Source organism: Marinobacter zhejiangensis (assembly GCF_900114775.1).
In the GTDB taxonomy this organism is placed as follows: domain Bacteria; phylum Pseudomonadota; class Gammaproteobacteria; order Pseudomonadales; family Oleiphilaceae; genus Marinobacter; species Marinobacter zhejiangensis.
The window spans coordinates 1-13,282 of record NZ_FOUE01000008.1 but is presented as its reverse complement, the minus strand read 5'-3'; the positions used below and the strand labels follow the sequence as shown (position 1 = coordinate 13,282).

At 56.6% G+C, this 13,282-nt stretch carries 16 protein-coding genes; 4 read left to right on the top strand and 12 right to left on the bottom strand.

Annotated features, from left to right (window positions below):
- Positions 1-30 precede the first annotated feature (30 nt).
- From BMZ67_RS17975 to BMZ67_RS17950, 7 genes are all read right to left on the bottom strand, one after another.
- Positions 31-1,275, bottom strand: coding sequence for a hypothetical protein (locus BMZ67_RS17975; protein WP_139214408.1), 1,245 nt, complete (start codon positions 1,273-1,275; stop codon positions 31-33).
- 35 nt (positions 1,276-1,310) lie between these two features.
- Positions 1,311-2,021 carry a hypothetical protein gene (locus BMZ67_RS17970; protein ID WP_092026637.1) on the bottom strand — a complete coding sequence of 237 codons (711 nt, stop codon included), beginning with the start codon at positions 2,019-2,021 and terminating at the stop codon, positions 1,311-1,313.
- 338 nt (positions 2,022-2,359) lie between these two features.
- Positions 2,360-3,037, bottom strand: coding sequence for an SOS response-associated peptidase (locus BMZ67_RS17965; RefSeq protein ID WP_092026634.1), 678 nt, complete (start codon positions 3,035-3,037; stop codon positions 2,360-2,362).
- A 130-nt stretch (positions 3,038-3,167) separates the two neighbouring features.
- Complete coding sequence (locus BMZ67_RS17960) at positions 3,168-3,920, bottom strand: NYN domain-containing protein (protein ID WP_092026631.1); 753 nt, start codon at positions 3,918-3,920, stop codon at positions 3,168-3,170.
- A gap of 180 nt (positions 3,921-4,100) precedes the next feature.
- Positions 4,101-4,226, bottom strand: a complete 126-nt coding sequence (locus BMZ67_RS18790; RefSeq protein ID WP_281246625.1) for a hypothetical protein — start codon at positions 4,224-4,226, stop codon at positions 4,101-4,103.
- 48 nt (positions 4,227-4,274) lie between these two features.
- Positions 4,275-4,475, bottom strand: a complete 201-nt coding sequence (locus tag BMZ67_RS17955; protein WP_092026628.1) for a hypothetical protein — start codon at positions 4,473-4,475, stop codon at positions 4,275-4,277.
- Between the two features lie 89 nt (positions 4,476-4,564).
- The gene (locus BMZ67_RS17950; RefSeq protein ID WP_092026626.1) at positions 4,565-5,581 is read right to left on the bottom strand and encodes an AraC family transcriptional regulator; all 1,017 of its coding nucleotides are present in this window, start codon (positions 5,579-5,581) and stop codon (positions 4,565-4,567) included.
- A 236-nt stretch (positions 5,582-5,817) separates the two neighbouring features.
- Here BMZ67_RS17950 and BMZ67_RS17945 point away from each other — a divergent pair, with 236 nt between their 5' ends.
- A complete protein-coding gene (locus tag BMZ67_RS17945) occupies positions 5,818-7,479 on the top strand; it encodes an AMP-binding protein (RefSeq protein WP_092026623.1) in 1,662 nt (553 codons plus the stop codon).
- 82 nt (positions 7,480-7,561) lie between these two features.
- Here the strand turns inward: BMZ67_RS17945 and BMZ67_RS17940 are convergent, their stop codons facing one another.
- On the bottom strand, positions 7,562-7,798 hold the full coding sequence (locus BMZ67_RS17940; protein WP_092026618.1) for a hypothetical protein: 237 nt from the start codon (positions 7,796-7,798) through the stop codon (positions 7,562-7,564).
- A 305-nt stretch (positions 7,799-8,103) separates the two neighbouring features.
- Between BMZ67_RS17940 and BMZ67_RS17935 the strand changes: the two genes are divergently transcribed.
- The 3 genes from BMZ67_RS17935 to yddG all read left to right on the top strand — a co-directional run bounded on the left by BMZ67_RS17935 (position 8,104) and on the right by yddG (position 10,568).
- Positions 8,104-8,838, top strand: coding sequence for a substrate-binding periplasmic protein (locus BMZ67_RS17935; protein ID WP_092026882.1), 735 nt, complete (start codon positions 8,104-8,106; stop codon positions 8,836-8,838).
- The gene (locus BMZ67_RS17930) at positions 8,835-9,566 is read left to right on the top strand and encodes an AraC family transcriptional regulator (RefSeq protein ID WP_092026615.1); all 732 of its coding nucleotides are present in this window, start codon (positions 8,835-8,837) and stop codon (positions 9,564-9,566) included. The genes BMZ67_RS17935 and BMZ67_RS17930 overlap by 4 nt, the downstream gene beginning before the upstream one ends.
- 114 nt (positions 9,567-9,680) lie before the next feature.
- Positions 9,681-10,568 (top strand): aromatic amino acid exporter YddG, encoded by an 888-nt coding sequence (yddG, locus tag BMZ67_RS17925; protein ID WP_092026613.1) that lies wholly within the window; start codon positions 9,681-9,683, stop codon positions 10,566-10,568.
- Between the two features lie 29 nt (positions 10,569-10,597).
- On the opposite strand, the gene BMZ67_RS17920 is transcribed toward yddG, so the two are convergent.
- The 4 genes from BMZ67_RS17920 to dmpH all read right to left on the bottom strand — a co-directional run.
- A complete protein-coding gene (locus tag BMZ67_RS17920) occupies positions 10,598-11,539 on the bottom strand; it encodes a ketopantoate reductase family protein (RefSeq protein WP_092026610.1) in 942 nt (313 codons plus the stop codon).
- A 27-nt stretch (positions 11,540-11,566) separates the two neighbouring features.
- Positions 11,567-12,259 (bottom strand): hypothetical protein, encoded by a 693-nt coding sequence (locus BMZ67_RS17915; RefSeq protein ID WP_139214407.1) that lies wholly within the window; start codon positions 12,257-12,259, stop codon positions 11,567-11,569.
- 35 nt (positions 12,260-12,294) lie between these two features.
- Positions 12,295-12,486 carry a 2-hydroxymuconate tautomerase gene (locus BMZ67_RS17910; RefSeq protein ID WP_092026604.1) on the bottom strand — a complete coding sequence of 64 codons (192 nt, stop codon included), beginning with the start codon at positions 12,484-12,486 and terminating at the stop codon, positions 12,295-12,297.
- 9 nt (positions 12,487-12,495) lie between these two features.
- On the bottom strand, positions 12,496-13,282 hold a 787-nt coding region (dmpH, locus tag BMZ67_RS17905), incomplete at its 5' end, for a 2-oxo-3-hexenedioate decarboxylase (RefSeq protein WP_245750031.1).

Below are 13,282 nucleotides of genomic sequence, written 5' to 3'. Positions count from 1 at the left end.
GTTACTTTCATACGACCGCCTGTAAGGCGGTCAACTTCCCGCCTTCTTCCATTCAAGGTAGGGCGCGAACTCCAGGGCTTTGTGATAGTGCCGAGAATAGTTTGCAAATATTTCTCGCAGAATTGCCCAGCTCAGTTCTTTGCTGACCCCACTAATCTTCTGCCCTTGGATCGATACATTAATTAGTCTATCCAAAGCCCGCGCTATCACCCCATGAAAGACCATGAGATCAATCAAGTCAGTCGGACCCGAAGGTTGATGCAACAGAAACTGCTTCAACTTTTCCTCACTAGGGTAACTCTTCCCGAGACGCCAATCCCTTAGCTGTTTTTTCTGGCGCTCTTTAAGGGTAGTACCAGCAACCGTTGTTTCTGGATCAAGCTGGATTCCCTTTGCCAAGTCCGCCCAGGTCATGTGACGCCTTCCTTTAGAGAAGTGGCTTCGCCAATCATCGAGAAGGGCTTCAAATACATTTCTAGGAGATCGGCAATCCGATGACACAATTTTGCCAAGCACACGCATAAAGGCTGTCGGAGTCGTTAACAAGCCCTCTTCGCCTTGGTAGGAGTACTTCGATAACGCCTCAAAAAGAGCTAAAGCAGAAAGGTAAAAATCCCAGTATTGATATAAGCAGTAACGAGCAAGCACCTCTTTCTTCTCTACGGAAAACTCACTACTTGGAATAGATAAAGATAATATAGAAACTGCGGAGTCAATTACGCTAGAAGGCACTAAGGTATATTTACGGTAAAGCTCAGCCTCAAGCGATCGAACGCCTTCCACCGCTTGGCCCTCCATACCCTGTTTAGCCAGCTTGCGCAGAGCAACAAGTTTTAGACGCATACCTCGCTGGTGCCTAGCCCGCTCCTCCACAAAAGAAATCATTGGGTAAAGCCTAGAGCAGCGCTCTTGCGACAGAGACTGCTTAACCCCCTCAATTGGACCACACCAACTTGCATAATTGGATCTCAATCCTTTATATATCAGAACTTTACGAACAAACCCCGGAGAAAAATCAACTCCTGGCGCCGCAGCTTTGAAGTAATTTGAAAGCAAGCCAAACGATTTCTCACTAACCCCCACTGTCGTAAGCTTTGCTACCGTCGAACGCCCAACTTTTGGTTCTAGTCCAGTGAGCCGAGACAAAGCATTCACCAATTCAATAGGTCCTGTTGGCACCCTAAGCAATTCACAGAAATCCTGAAACGGAGGGATATAGTACGATTCGTATGCAGGGATGAACGCACGTCGTCTCTGGCGACCTTTCCTAGCCATCGATCACCTCCAAAAAATTTAGGGCAAACATATCCTCACCGCCCCAAAATACATTCTCTTGAATACTTCTCACTGACCTCCCGCCGTAAAGAACGCAGGTGGTTTCCCCTGGAAACGCTATACCCTGACCTCAGCTCAGCCTGAATATCATCCAGCTGCTCGTTATAACTATCACAGCGAGCTTGCAACTCGCGCTGTTCCCGCAGTTGCTCCGCTAAATTCTGGCGCCTCTCTGCGAGAGTCTGTCTCTGTAGAAATTGCTGCCTCTGCACCGAAGTATCAGCTCCATTTAGCACAGATCGGCTAACGATGGCCGTTCTACTATTGCCACTAAGGAGCTCATAACGAGAACAAGCACTTTCCCGGTGAATCCGGCTTTGGGTTTCTTGATCATTGGCATACATCCTCGCCCAGAATTGACACATATGGGCAGAGCTTCTGATGGCCGAAGCGCTGGCTCCGTCAGACGAGCGTGTAGATGACAGTTGTCTTGGTTGAGTTTGCGAGGACTGAGCAGTACTGCTGGCAACAAGGGATACATTTTGCTGCTGGGTCACCTGGATGGCAGGTGCGAGACGCTCGTTGATCTCTCCGAACGTAACCACGACTGCAGGCCTTTCAGAGCCTGGTTGTTGAACCAACTTTACTTCAACGCGACCAACAAAAGCGACATACAGAACTACCGCTAAAGCAATAATAAGAACATTCGCCAGGAATACTTTGGCTAGTGTTTTCAGAAACCCCATTGTCAGCTCCATTGACGGGTGAGTACGTTATTTATTCCCCCGGATAATAGCTCAGACCATTACGTGATGGATACTCACCAAAAACAAAAGCCCCACTAAACGCGGCGCAAGAAAACCGAAGAAAACTGGGACAAATCTATTTTTAGGAGGGAGAAGGAATGGTGCCAGACCTCTCCCTAACCAGTCACACCACTCTGCAAGTGTCGCGTTGGCCAAGCATCCATGCCAGCGGTAAGTCCTGGCCGGATGATTCGGGGCCAGTCTACGGATTTAGGGGCGGGGTGTTAGTCGTCATTTCCCAAGGGCTTTTGAGAAGAAGGTTAAAGTCTCACGCTTTGCTAAGCGTCAGCCTGCAGATGTTCGGCCTCCCCTACCGGTTCCAGCCGCTCCGGTGACCTTACCGGCTCCACGATGATCGGCTGCCGGATCTGGCTTTTCAGCAGGTGCTGTAGTGGATCGGTGTTTGTGAGGTAGGGATCTAGCCACATGTCGAAATCATCAGGCCGCAGCATGAGCGGTATGCTTTTCGGGTGGATGCGGCTGAACCTGGGGTGTGGTGGCAGGGTGACGATGGTGAAGGCGGGTACGCGCTCCCCTTCAAAGTCCCAGATTTCGTACAAGCCAGCGAATGCGATTGCCCCACTCTCTGCCCGGATGTTGTAGCACTGTTTATGCCCTTTCTCTCCTGTCCATTCATGGAAACCACTGGCAGGTATGATGGCCCGCTGCGAATGGAACCGTGGTTTCCACAGCGGGCTACTTCCCAGGCTGCCCGATCGGGCGTTGAAGGTGCTGTAGTCTGGGGATGGCCGGTAGCCGGTGCCGTCTGGCTTTGGCTCCATTAACAGTGACCAGTAGGCATCGTCGAGGTAACGTTCATCACCGACCTGATAGACAATCTGGCCTTGTGACCCTGGGGCGATGTTGTAGCGGGTTTCGGGGTAGAGGGTGAGGCCCAGAATGTCCATCAGGTTTCCGACTTCGGGGCTGTCTATGATGTTGTAGCGGCCGCACACTGGAATCACTCCTTTGCATGGATTGATTCCAGCTTAGGCAAGGTGTCAACGAAGTGTCAGTTCAACGGATTAAAAATTCCCTGTCCGTGGCTCGATTCCGCGTCCGGGCACCATGTCGAATTCTCAATACCTATGTCCGATTATCCCCGATCGGGCGATAGGCGCGGATACCGGCCCCTCCGGCCCCCTTTCGAACCTCAAAATAGTCTCCCAGATCAGCAAACAGGTCCGATAACTTCTTGGCACCGTAACTGCGGGGGTCAAAGTCGGATTTTGCGCGTTTCAGGAAGGAGCCTGCGGCGCCAAGGTTTGCCCAACCCTGGTCATCCTGGACGTGATCCCATGCCCGCCTCAGCAGCCTCACAATCTCCGGCACTTTCCTGGAGTGCTTTGACGATCTAACCGGCAGGGACTCTGGTTCAGGCTCCTCGACCTGCTCGACGGAGAGGTTTTCCGTTAGCAGGAAGTCGTCGCAGGCACTTCTGAAAGACGTTGGCGTTTTGTGCTCGCCAAAGCCAAATACGTAGATTTCGTCCTCGCGAAGACGAGACGCCAGCTTGGTAAAATCACTGTCACTCGACACCAGGGCAAAGGCATCAAATTTCTGGGAATAAAGCAGGTCCATCGCATCAATAATCATCGACGCATCTGTCGCATTCTTTCCCTTGGTATACGCAAACTGCTGGATCGGCTGTATCGCCAGCTCATTCAGCACCGTTTTCCAGTTTTTCAGTGAATCGACAGACCAGTCACCGTAAGCCCGCTTGGTGACCACATGGCCATGGGATGACAACTCTTCGAGTATCAGTGGGAGCTTGGAAAGCTGGGCATTATCCGCATCGATCAAGACCGCAATTTTCTTATGTTGATCCAGGTCTTTCATGGTCAGCTCCATTGACGGGTGAGTGCGCTATTTTTACCGATACTAGCCCACGCCGTTAGCTGAGGGATACACCGCACACAAAAAAGCCCCACAAGATGCGGGGCTTTCGACGGCGGCTTTCCTCAGAAAGCCCGCCTACCTGATGTCGAGGGGCGTTTATCACACCCGCTCAGACTAATATCAGGCAGCTTTTTTCAGCTTTTTCTTCAGGCTTTTCAGTTTGCCTTCTTGCTTGGCAATCTTTGCCTTACGAGCTTTGATTTCTTTTTTCAGGCTGGTGACTTTCTTGGTAGCTTTCTTGGCCATTATCTCTGCTCCTGATTCTGCTATTGACTGTTTGCGTCTGTCGTATCTTCAGTCGCTCTTGTTATCCTGGATGAAGCCTCGGATAAACTTTCGGATTTCCCGGGCTGCACTGGTGTCCAGCTCGTCACACAAAGCAATAAATTCATCGCGCTCAGTGCTGCTGATGCGGATAAGGAGCTGGGCATCTTTCTTCCCGGCCTTTCCTTTTCCACGTTTAACAGCCTTATCGCTTTCTGCGTCTGCAGCCATAGAGCATCTAACCTCTGAAGATAGACAAAGTATATACAAAATATATCAAAAAGATATACCGATCCGGAATTAAAAATAATTTCTTATGCTCAACGGCCAGACACCTCCCCGGCAGACGCGGCTTTCTTCCACGCCAACGGTGCAAGACCAACCCGGCGTTTGAAGGCCCGGGAGAAGTTACTGGTTTCCGTATAGCCCAGCAATTCAGCCAGCTGGGTGAGCGACATGCTGGTTTCCGTCAGGTACTGCTGGGCCATGTCGATGCGGACACTTTCAACAAGTTCACTGAACGACGTGCCTTGCTGGTTGAGGTGGCGCTGCAGTGAGCGTTTGCTGACCCGTAACGAGTCGGCGATTTTAACCAGTGAACAGCCGTTGGTACCCAACAGCTGCTGGATCAGCAGCCGGACCTTGGATATGAGGTCACGGGGAGCCTGGCCTTCCAGGCGGCGGATGTAGTCCTGAACAATCTGGTTGGTGTAGCTGTTCGATTCCTGGGTCATCGGGGCATCCAGGAAGTCGGCATCAAACACCAAGGCGTTTTCTTCCTGGCCGAACAGCACCGGGCATCCGAACACTTTCTGGTACAACCCCGTATCGGCGGGTGCCCGATGGCGGAAGAGCACCTTGTCAGGGCTCCAATCCGGACCACCCAACATCCGCATGACTGCCATGCCAAGGCCCGCCGCCCGGTCGGTCACCTGGAAAGCCTCATCCGACGCGGCAAGATTCCGCGAGGAAAAATACGCCTTGCCATGATCCGTTGTCAGCTGCACCAGCGTGCCCTGGTCATGCAGGTGGTTGTAGCGCCGGAGTCCGTTGAGAGCCTCCATCACGCTACCTGCGTGCTGGATAATAAACCCCGTGGGGCCCATCACCGCCAGGTTGATCTCGCGCCCCAGCAGCAAGCCAAAGTCTTCCCGCCCGGAGGCTTGCGCAGCCACCTCCAGCAGTCGGTTAAACGCTTCACAACGGATGAACTGGTTGGTGGTGTGCAGGTAGCCGGGGTCCAGCCCTGCTCGGGCGCACAGCTCCGCCGGGTTCGCCCCCAACTGTTGGGCCAGCTCAGAAAAGCCGATCAGCGCGGATGACAGCCGGAGCAGCATGCTCGATTACCGTTTGGGTGAAGTGACCGGGCGCATGATAGCCCCCGGCCGATTGTGGCGCAAACTGATACTAACTGGCGCCTAATGATACAGCTGACTGACATCGGCTCGGTTAGTGTGGTTCAGGAATTGAGTTTGACCTAACAACAATGAGGCGGGTTAGTACAGCACTTGGCGGACCTCCGCTGCGGCTATGCCACCGCCAAACCACTGCCACAGGCAGGGAGGAAACACCGATGCAGTCTGCAGATTTCGACCGGGTACCGGAACTCATCAGCGATCACCTGAACCCTTTCGGTTTTCAAACCATTTCAGATCTCCTCGACCGCGCTTTCGAGCAATACCCAGACAACATTGCCTTCTCCTGCCTTGATGTCACCCTGACCTTTTCCGAACTGGATCACCTGTCCCGGGCTTTTGCGGTCTACCTCCAGAACGAGGCCGGCCTCCGCCCCGGTGACCGCATCGCCATCCAGTTGCCCAACATCCTGCAGTACCCGGTGGCCGCCTTTGGCGCCATCCGTGCCGGGCTGGTGGTCGTCAATACCAATCCGCTCTATACCCCCCGGGAGATGAAACATCAGCTCAGCGATTCCGGGGCCCGGGCGCTGGTGCTGCTGGACAGCCGCCTCGACCTGGCGGACGAGCTGTTGGCGGAAACCCCCATTGAACTGCTGATCCACACCAGCCTGAACGACATGCAGACCCTGGTGAGCGGGCGCATGGTTGAACGCTCGCCACTGCAACAGATCATCCCCCTGCAGACCACATTGGCGCTTGGTCTGGGACACACCCCCACTCCGGCGGATGCCACGCCCACCAGCCTGGCGGTACTGCAATACACCGGCGGCACCACCGGTGTTGCCAAAGGCTCGATGCTGACCCACAGCAACCTGGTTGCCAACCAGCTGCAGATCACTGCGCTGCTGGGCGATTACCTGGTACCCGGGCAGGAAATCTATATCGCACCGCTGCCGCTCTATCACATCTATGCGTTCACCTTCCATCTGCTGGCCCTGTTCGAACGCGGTGCCCACAGCGTACTGATTCCCAACCCGAGTGACCTGGACAGCCTGATCACCGCCGCGAGCCGCTGGCCCTTCACCGGCTTTGCCGGCATCAACACGCTGTTTGTCGCACTGTGCTCGAATGACGCTTTCCGGAACCTGGACTTCAGCTCCCTGAAACTGACCTCGTCCGGTGGGATGGCACTCACCCGCGCCGCGGCCGAGCTGTGGCGCCAGGTGACCGGGGTAACCATTTCCGAAGGCTACGGGCTCAGTGAAACCGCCCCCGCAGTGTGCCTCAACCGCCCCTCTGACCCACGGGTCGGCACCATTGGCGTCACCGTCGCGGACACCGAGATCCAGGTCATTGATGACAACGGCCAACCGCTCCCCAATGGTGAGATTGGCGAGTTGTGTGTGAAAGGTCCCCAGGTGATGAAAGGTTACTGGAAGCGCCCCCACGAGAGCGCCAAGGTGTTCCTGCCCGGCGGCTGGTTCCGCACCGGGGATATGGCCATGATTCAGGACGACGGTTTGACCCGGATCGTCGACCGGAAAAAAGAAATGATCATCGTCTCCGGCTTCAACGTCTTCCCGAATGAAATTGAAGACGTGGTTTCCCTGCATGCCAAAGTGCGTGAGTGCGCGGTTATTGGTATGGACGATGCCAGGACTGGCGAGCGGGTTCGCCTGTATGTGGTGCCGGAAGATGCGGAGCTGAGCCAGGCCGAAGTTCTGGAACACTGCCGCAAAAGCCTGACCCCCTACAAGGTCCCCAAAGAAGTAATTTTCTGCGATCAGCTGCCAAAATCGAACGTTGGCAAGATCCTGCGCCGGGTTCTGAAAGACCAGGCGTTGTCCGAGGCCAAGGCCGAACCCACCCTCGCCTGACCCTCAGGCGTACCTTCTTCTCACCCCTTTGTTCACGCCTTTTCCGCCGGCAGGGAGCGATCCCTCCGGCGGCTTTTTCAGGTCAACCGGGAAAGGCGACTTTGCAGGGTTCCGTCAGCATGACGATGAAGTGCTGCACGGCTTCAAAGCAGCTGGACCGGTAGAGGGTTTCACCGTCGGACAGCTGCACTTCGTACTCGGCAACGCTGAATAATCCGTGGCGGTTCCAACGGCCACGGGCCAGAACCTCCAGGCAGTCCTTCGACATTACGGTGTAAACGGAATCACTCCCGGTATGGTCGGTGTCATTGGCGAACATACTAACTCCAGCACAAACGTAAAAACCGCTGGGCAACAACGTTACCCTTTCTCGTATGTACTCTTCCTGAGGCGGGGAGGCAGCAAACCTGATGTTGCTGCCCAGGGCATCTCTGAACCGAGGGCCCATGGTGCGCGAACTCACTTTCACGAAGCGTCATTAAACCGCTGGGTTATGACAGGTTTGTGAAGGACTATCACCTTTCAGACCAACAACGACGCGCAGTCCAACGACATCGTGCGAAATGCTCAGGAATGTTTACAATGGGTCTTGCTCCTTTTTTACGGCCGGTTCCTACGTTGAACATGCGCAAGCTATTGCAGTTAATCCTCGCCCTCACCATTGTGTCGAGCCCTCAGGGCCGTGCCGAAACGGTTATGCTCACCAGCCTGGAGTGGCCACCCTATTCCGGTGAAGAACTGCCAAACCAGGGAACCGCCATTGAGGTTGCCCGTGCAGCTTTCCAGGCAGCGGGCCACACCCTGCTCGTCGACTTTTTCCCCTGGTCCCGGACCATCGCAACCGTCCAAACCAGCGAAAACCATATTGGCTACCTGCCCGAATATAAGTTCGACACCGACGTCTTCGTGATGTCGGCGCCCATTGGCATCAGTACCGTCGGTTTTGCCGAACGCAGGAGCGCCCCGGTTCACTGGGATAATCTGGACGACCTGAGTATGGTGACTGTTGGCGTTGTCCAGGACTACGCCAACACCCCCGACCTGGATGCAAGAATAGCCGCAGGTTCCATCCAGGTGTCCGAAGCCATCACCGATAGCCAGAACCTGCTCAAACTGGCGGCCGGCCGCGTCGACCTTGTGGTGATTGATCCGGAGGTACTGGCGTACCTGTGTGACCATAACCCCCGGGTCAGGGCCATCAGCGACCAGCTACAGATGAACCCGAAAACACTGGCTACCCAAACCCTGCATGTGGCCTTCGAGAACACCGAAGCGGGGCGGCGCTGGCTGGCCATTTTCAACGAAGCGCTTGCAGGGATCGAGATTCCAGGCGCCCGCGAGGCCAGCCCACAACAATGACAGACCTGGCCCTGACACTGCGCAGTTACGCCGTTGAAGCCAAAACCCATAGCCATGACCACCATCAACTGGTGCTCCCGGTGGCCGGAACCCTGGCGCTGTCGATCGACGGGCGCGGCGGGGCGGTATCTGATGCCCTTGCTGCGGTTATTCCGGCAGGCACCGACCACAATTTTTCGGCCTCCGGTCCCAACCAGTTCCTGGTGGCAGACATCCCGGAAGCCCTCGCGCCCACCCTGGATCGGCTACCGGCGTTTTTTGATCTGGATGCGGGCCTGACCCATTATGTGCGGTTCCTTCAGCACCAGGCCTCAAGCGCTGAAGGAGGCACCAACACCCATCGCCAGATGATGATGCTGCTGCTTCAGCTGATGGAAGAGCGCCATCGCGAGACCATCCGCACCGACCGCCGGGTGGCAGTGGCCAGGGCCTATCTGGATGAGCATTACCAGCAGCAGGTATCGCTCGCGCGGTTAGCGCAACTATCACACCTGAGTCCCCGGCAACTGACCGAGCTATTCAAACGGCAGTTGGGCATGACCCCACAGCACTACCTCATTGAGTGCCGCATGCAACAGGCCCGGCACTTGCTGGTGTCGACATCGCTCAGTGTGCAGGCGGTTGCAGAGAACGTCGGCTACACAAGTGTGGCCGCCTTCAGCGATCGCTTCCGCAAACATGTTGGCCACGCTCCAGCTCACTTCCGCCAACTCAGCAAACGACACTGACCCGCCCGGCACTCCGCCAGACCGGCAAACATTCCTGCCAACTTGCGAAAGACGAAAGGCGCCACCCCGGCCTACACTTCGGTTTTGAAATAAGGATGAAAACCGGCACTCATCATGACCCGAACCAACGCAACACTGATTGGAAGCACTGCCATATTCCTGTGGGGAACCCTGGCCCTGCTGACCCGTTTCACCGGCGGGAAAATCCCGGAGTTCCAGCTGATGGCCATGACCTTTGCCATCGCCTTCCTGTTGATGGCGCTGCGATGGCTGCGGCGGAGTGAGACTGGCGTCCGGTACCTGAAACAGTCTCCGTTCGCCTGGCTTATTGGTGTTGGCGGCCTGTTTGGTTATCACTTCTGCTATTTCAAGGCGATGACCCTGGCACCCGCGGTGGAGGTCAGCCTGCTCGCGTACCTGTGGCCCCTGCTTATCGTGTTGCTGTCGTCGTTGCTGCCCGGTGAAACCCTGAGGCACCAGCACATTGTGGGTGCCATCCTCTCGGTACTTGGGTGCTGGATGCTGATCGGGTGGGACAGCGCCGGCTTCCAGGATCAGTACCTGACGGGCTACCTGGTTGCCCTCGGATGCGCACTGATCTGGTCCAGCTATTCCGTACTCAGCCGCCTGGTCCGTTCGGTACCGACTGATGCCGTTGGTTGGTTCTGTCTGGTTACGGCACTACTGGCGCTGGCCTGTCACTGGCAACTGGAAGAAACTGTCTGGCCACAATCGCTGACCCAGTGGCTTGGGGTGATTGGTCTTGGCCTGGGGCCGGTGGGGGTCGCATTCTTTACCTGGGACTACGGCATCAAGCACGGCAACCTTCAGCTGCTGGGTACCCTCGCTTACAGCGCGCCGCTGATTTCGGTGGTGCTGCTGGTGCTGGCTGGCGAGGCCGAGGCCAGCTGGACCCTACTGATCGCCAGCCTGGCCATCGTGGGTGGTTCGTTGATTGCGGGCTGGCAATGGCGGCGGCGTAACGTCAAAACCACGGCCTGACGGCTCAGGTGCCGTCGCGGCCTGATCCGTCAGTTGGCGTGGGCGAGCAGCGCCACCACCGTTTCGGTGAACGGAGCCTCCCGCCCCTGCTGCTGGCAACGACGTATCACTGCCCCGGCAATGCTGTCCAGCTCCAGCGGCCGGCCCTTTTCCTTATCCACCAGCATGGAGGTCTTGATGGGGTCGAACTCGCTGATCAACTGGAACATGTCGTCCAGGTCCTGCTGACTGAGATTTACCCCATCGGCTTTTGAGGCCTCAACCGTTTCCGCCATCATGCCGTACACAATCCGCTTGAGTTGCGGGTCATGGGTCAGCGTGCCGGTGTCCAGGCCCGTCAATGCCGACAGTGGATTCACGCCATTGTTAATCACCAGCTTTCGCCAGAGCTCGTAACGGATCGCCTCCGAGACGTTCACCGGAATACCGGCGTCCTCGAACGCCGCTTTCAGCTGATCCAGCAGGCGATGCCGGGGATCAGCCTGTTCGCCTGCTGTTGGCCAGATGCCCATGACGATCCGCGCTTCGCCTTGCGCAGAAACCACACCGGGCTTGATGATGTGCCCACCAATGCGAACCGCGAGGCCACCCAAAACCCGGGATTCGCCCAGGGCATGGGCAAACAGCGGCTCATTGTCCACCCCGTTCTGCAACGACAATACCGGCACGGTCCCCTGCATGAGCCAGTCGCCCAACTCATCAAGTAATGGCAGGGTGGCGGTGGATTTGAGGCAAACCATGATCAGGTCGAAGTCATCCGGCTGGTAACGGCGGACCAACTCCCCATGGTCATAGGCCGGCACCTGGCAATGAAAGCGCTGGTCCTGGGAATGAACCTCCAGCCCAGACGCCTGCATGGCAGCCAGGTGTTTCCCACGTGCCGTCAGCACCAGTTGATGCCCCGCTGCCGACAGTTTGGCCGCGTAGTAGCCACCAATGCCACCCGCACCAATGATGAGTAACTTCAACATACCGGTCCCTTATTCAAACCAAGAACATCAGTGCATCCAGCCGTAGCCGAACACCGACCTCCCCCGGTCGTTAAGGGCGGTCTGGAAAATCCGTTGGGGCGCCTTGAGTCCCCCCAGCCCGAACGCGGTATTGAGCATACAGACTGTCGTGTCGCTGAGCGACGGGCAATTGTCTGCGCCAGTATTTTCCAATTGGCCACCTCGTGCCAGGGCTTTTATCCATTGATACTCATCCTCCCACCGCCCAAGCAGCTGACGAATCTGCAGGTCCTGCCATTGCGATTGCCCGGGCGTGCCCGATTCCGGCATTGCCCGGTCCAGGCATATAACGAGAATTCCCTCTTCACGCAGCTCGTTAAGGCCGATTCCGATTTGGCAGTAGCTCTCCTGCACCAGCCCGCCCGGCAACCTCAGCTCGATCACTTCGGGATGAAGCCCGGGCAGCAAGCCATTGGCAGACACCAGCAGGTCGCCCGATGACGCCACCACTGCGCTGATATCCACCGTTTTTTCGGCCAGCAGGGCCTCCATGCGATGAACCAGCTCCACCCGTCCCTGGTACAGCAGCAGTTGGGGCGACGGTGTAGCATCGTCCAAGGTGATAAACACAATGCCCTTGGGGCTGCAGCCCTCCACAAACCTGCGAAGGCTCGTTTGTCCTCGGGACGAGGTCAGGTCTTCACCCTGACCCCGCACATACATGACAGGTAACCTGTTCACCGGAACTCCCGATACGTGTGAGGCGTACCGGGGCGTTAACGCCCCAGCTTTTTCGCCGACTGCCCCGCAATACCGAAGTGTTGTTTGGGCATTTCATTGATGATCACCCGGACACTCTCCAATGGCGCGTCCAGCGAGCGGCAAATGGCCTCCGATACTTCCCGGATGAGCGCTTCCTTCTGCTCGTCACTCCTGCCTTCCAGAATATTTAACTGTGCGACTGGCATGGGACCTCCTCACTCAAATTTGGCTGAAACCGTGCCCAGGCCCTGATAACGAACGGTGATGTTGTCACCGGGTTCCACCGTGATGGCCGCGGTAATACCGCCGGTCATGATGAAGGTGCCCGCCGGGATGTGTTCGCCACGCTCGGCCAACAGGTTGGCCAACATGGCGACACTAGAGGCCGGGTGCCCCAGCACGGCGGCACCGGCGCCCACATCCACCACTTCGCCGTTTTTCTCGACCACCACACCCAGGGTTTTCAGGTCCACATCGGCCACGTCGGCCATCTGGCCACCGGTGATAAAGCGGGTGGATGAAGCGTTGTCCGCCACCACACTGACCAGATCAAACTTGAAGTTCTCGTAGCGGGAGTCGATCACTTCCACCGCCGGAATCACGAAGTCCGTCGCGGCCAGCACCTGGCCAATATGGCAGCCTGGACCTTTTAGGGGCGCCTTGGTGACGAAGGCAATCTCGGCTTCGATCTTGGGGTGGATCAGCTCCTTGGTGTTGACCACACCGCCGTCCGGCACGCTGAAGTAATCCGCCAGGAAGCCATAGATGGGGGTTTCGACGCCCATTTGGGCCATCTTGGCCCAGGAGGTCAGACCCATTTTCATGCCGACAATCTTGTTGCCGCGGGCTTCCTTGCGACGGCGGATTTCCCACTGGACATCGTAGGCATCCTCAAAGGTCATGTCCGGAAAGTCGTTGGTGACCTTGGTGATGTCGTGCGCCTGCAGTTCGGCGTTTTCAACGTGCTCAGCCAGCGCCAGCACCTGCTCTCTCGTCAATGTT

What these genes read in the sequence shown, in the direction of transcription:
- BMZ67_RS17975 (WP_139214408.1), bottom strand. Translation starts at nt 1,275, where the DNA reads ATGGCTAGGAAAGGTCGCCAGAGACGACGTGCGTTCATCCCTGCATAC.
- BMZ67_RS17970 (WP_092026637.1), bottom strand. Translation starts at nt 2,021, where the DNA reads ATGGGGTTTCTGAAAACACTAGCCAAAGTATTCCTGGCGAATGTTCTT.
- BMZ67_RS17960 (WP_092026631.1), bottom strand. Translation starts at nt 3,920, where the DNA reads ATGAAAGACCTGGATCAACATAAGAAAATTGCGGTCTTGATCGATGCG.
- BMZ67_RS18790 (WP_281246625.1), bottom strand. Translation starts at nt 4,226, where the DNA reads ATGGCCAAGAAAGCTACCAAGAAAGTCACCAGCCTGAAAAAAGAAATC.
- BMZ67_RS17955 (WP_092026628.1), bottom strand. Translation starts at nt 4,475, where the DNA reads ATGGCTGCAGACGCAGAAAGCGATAAGGCTGTTAAACGTGGAAAAGGA.
- BMZ67_RS17950 (WP_092026626.1), bottom strand. Translation starts at nt 5,581, where the DNA reads ATGCTGCTCCGGCTGTCATCCGCGCTGATCGGCTTTTCTGAGCTGGCC.
- BMZ67_RS17945 (WP_092026623.1), top strand. Translation starts at nt 5,818, where the DNA reads ATGCAGTCTGCAGATTTCGACCGGGTACCGGAACTCATCAGCGATCAC.
- BMZ67_RS17940 (WP_092026618.1), bottom strand. Translation starts at nt 7,798, where the DNA reads ATGTTCGCCAATGACACCGACCATACCGGGAGTGATTCCGTTTACACC.
- BMZ67_RS17935 (WP_092026882.1), top strand. Translation starts at nt 8,104, where the DNA reads ATGCGCAAGCTATTGCAGTTAATCCTCGCCCTCACCATTGTGTCGAGC.
- BMZ67_RS17930 (WP_092026615.1), top strand. Translation starts at nt 8,835, where the DNA reads ATGACAGACCTGGCCCTGACACTGCGCAGTTACGCCGTTGAAGCCAAA.
- yddG (WP_092026613.1), top strand. Translation starts at nt 9,681, where the DNA reads ATGACCCGAACCAACGCAACACTGATTGGAAGCACTGCCATATTCCTG.
- BMZ67_RS17920 (WP_092026610.1), bottom strand. Translation starts at nt 11,539, where the DNA reads ATGTTGAAGTTACTCATCATTGGTGCGGGTGGCATTGGTGGCTACTAC.
- BMZ67_RS17910 (WP_092026604.1), bottom strand. Translation starts at nt 12,486, where the DNA reads ATGCCAGTCGCACAGTTAAATATTCTGGAAGGCAGGAGTGACGAGCAG.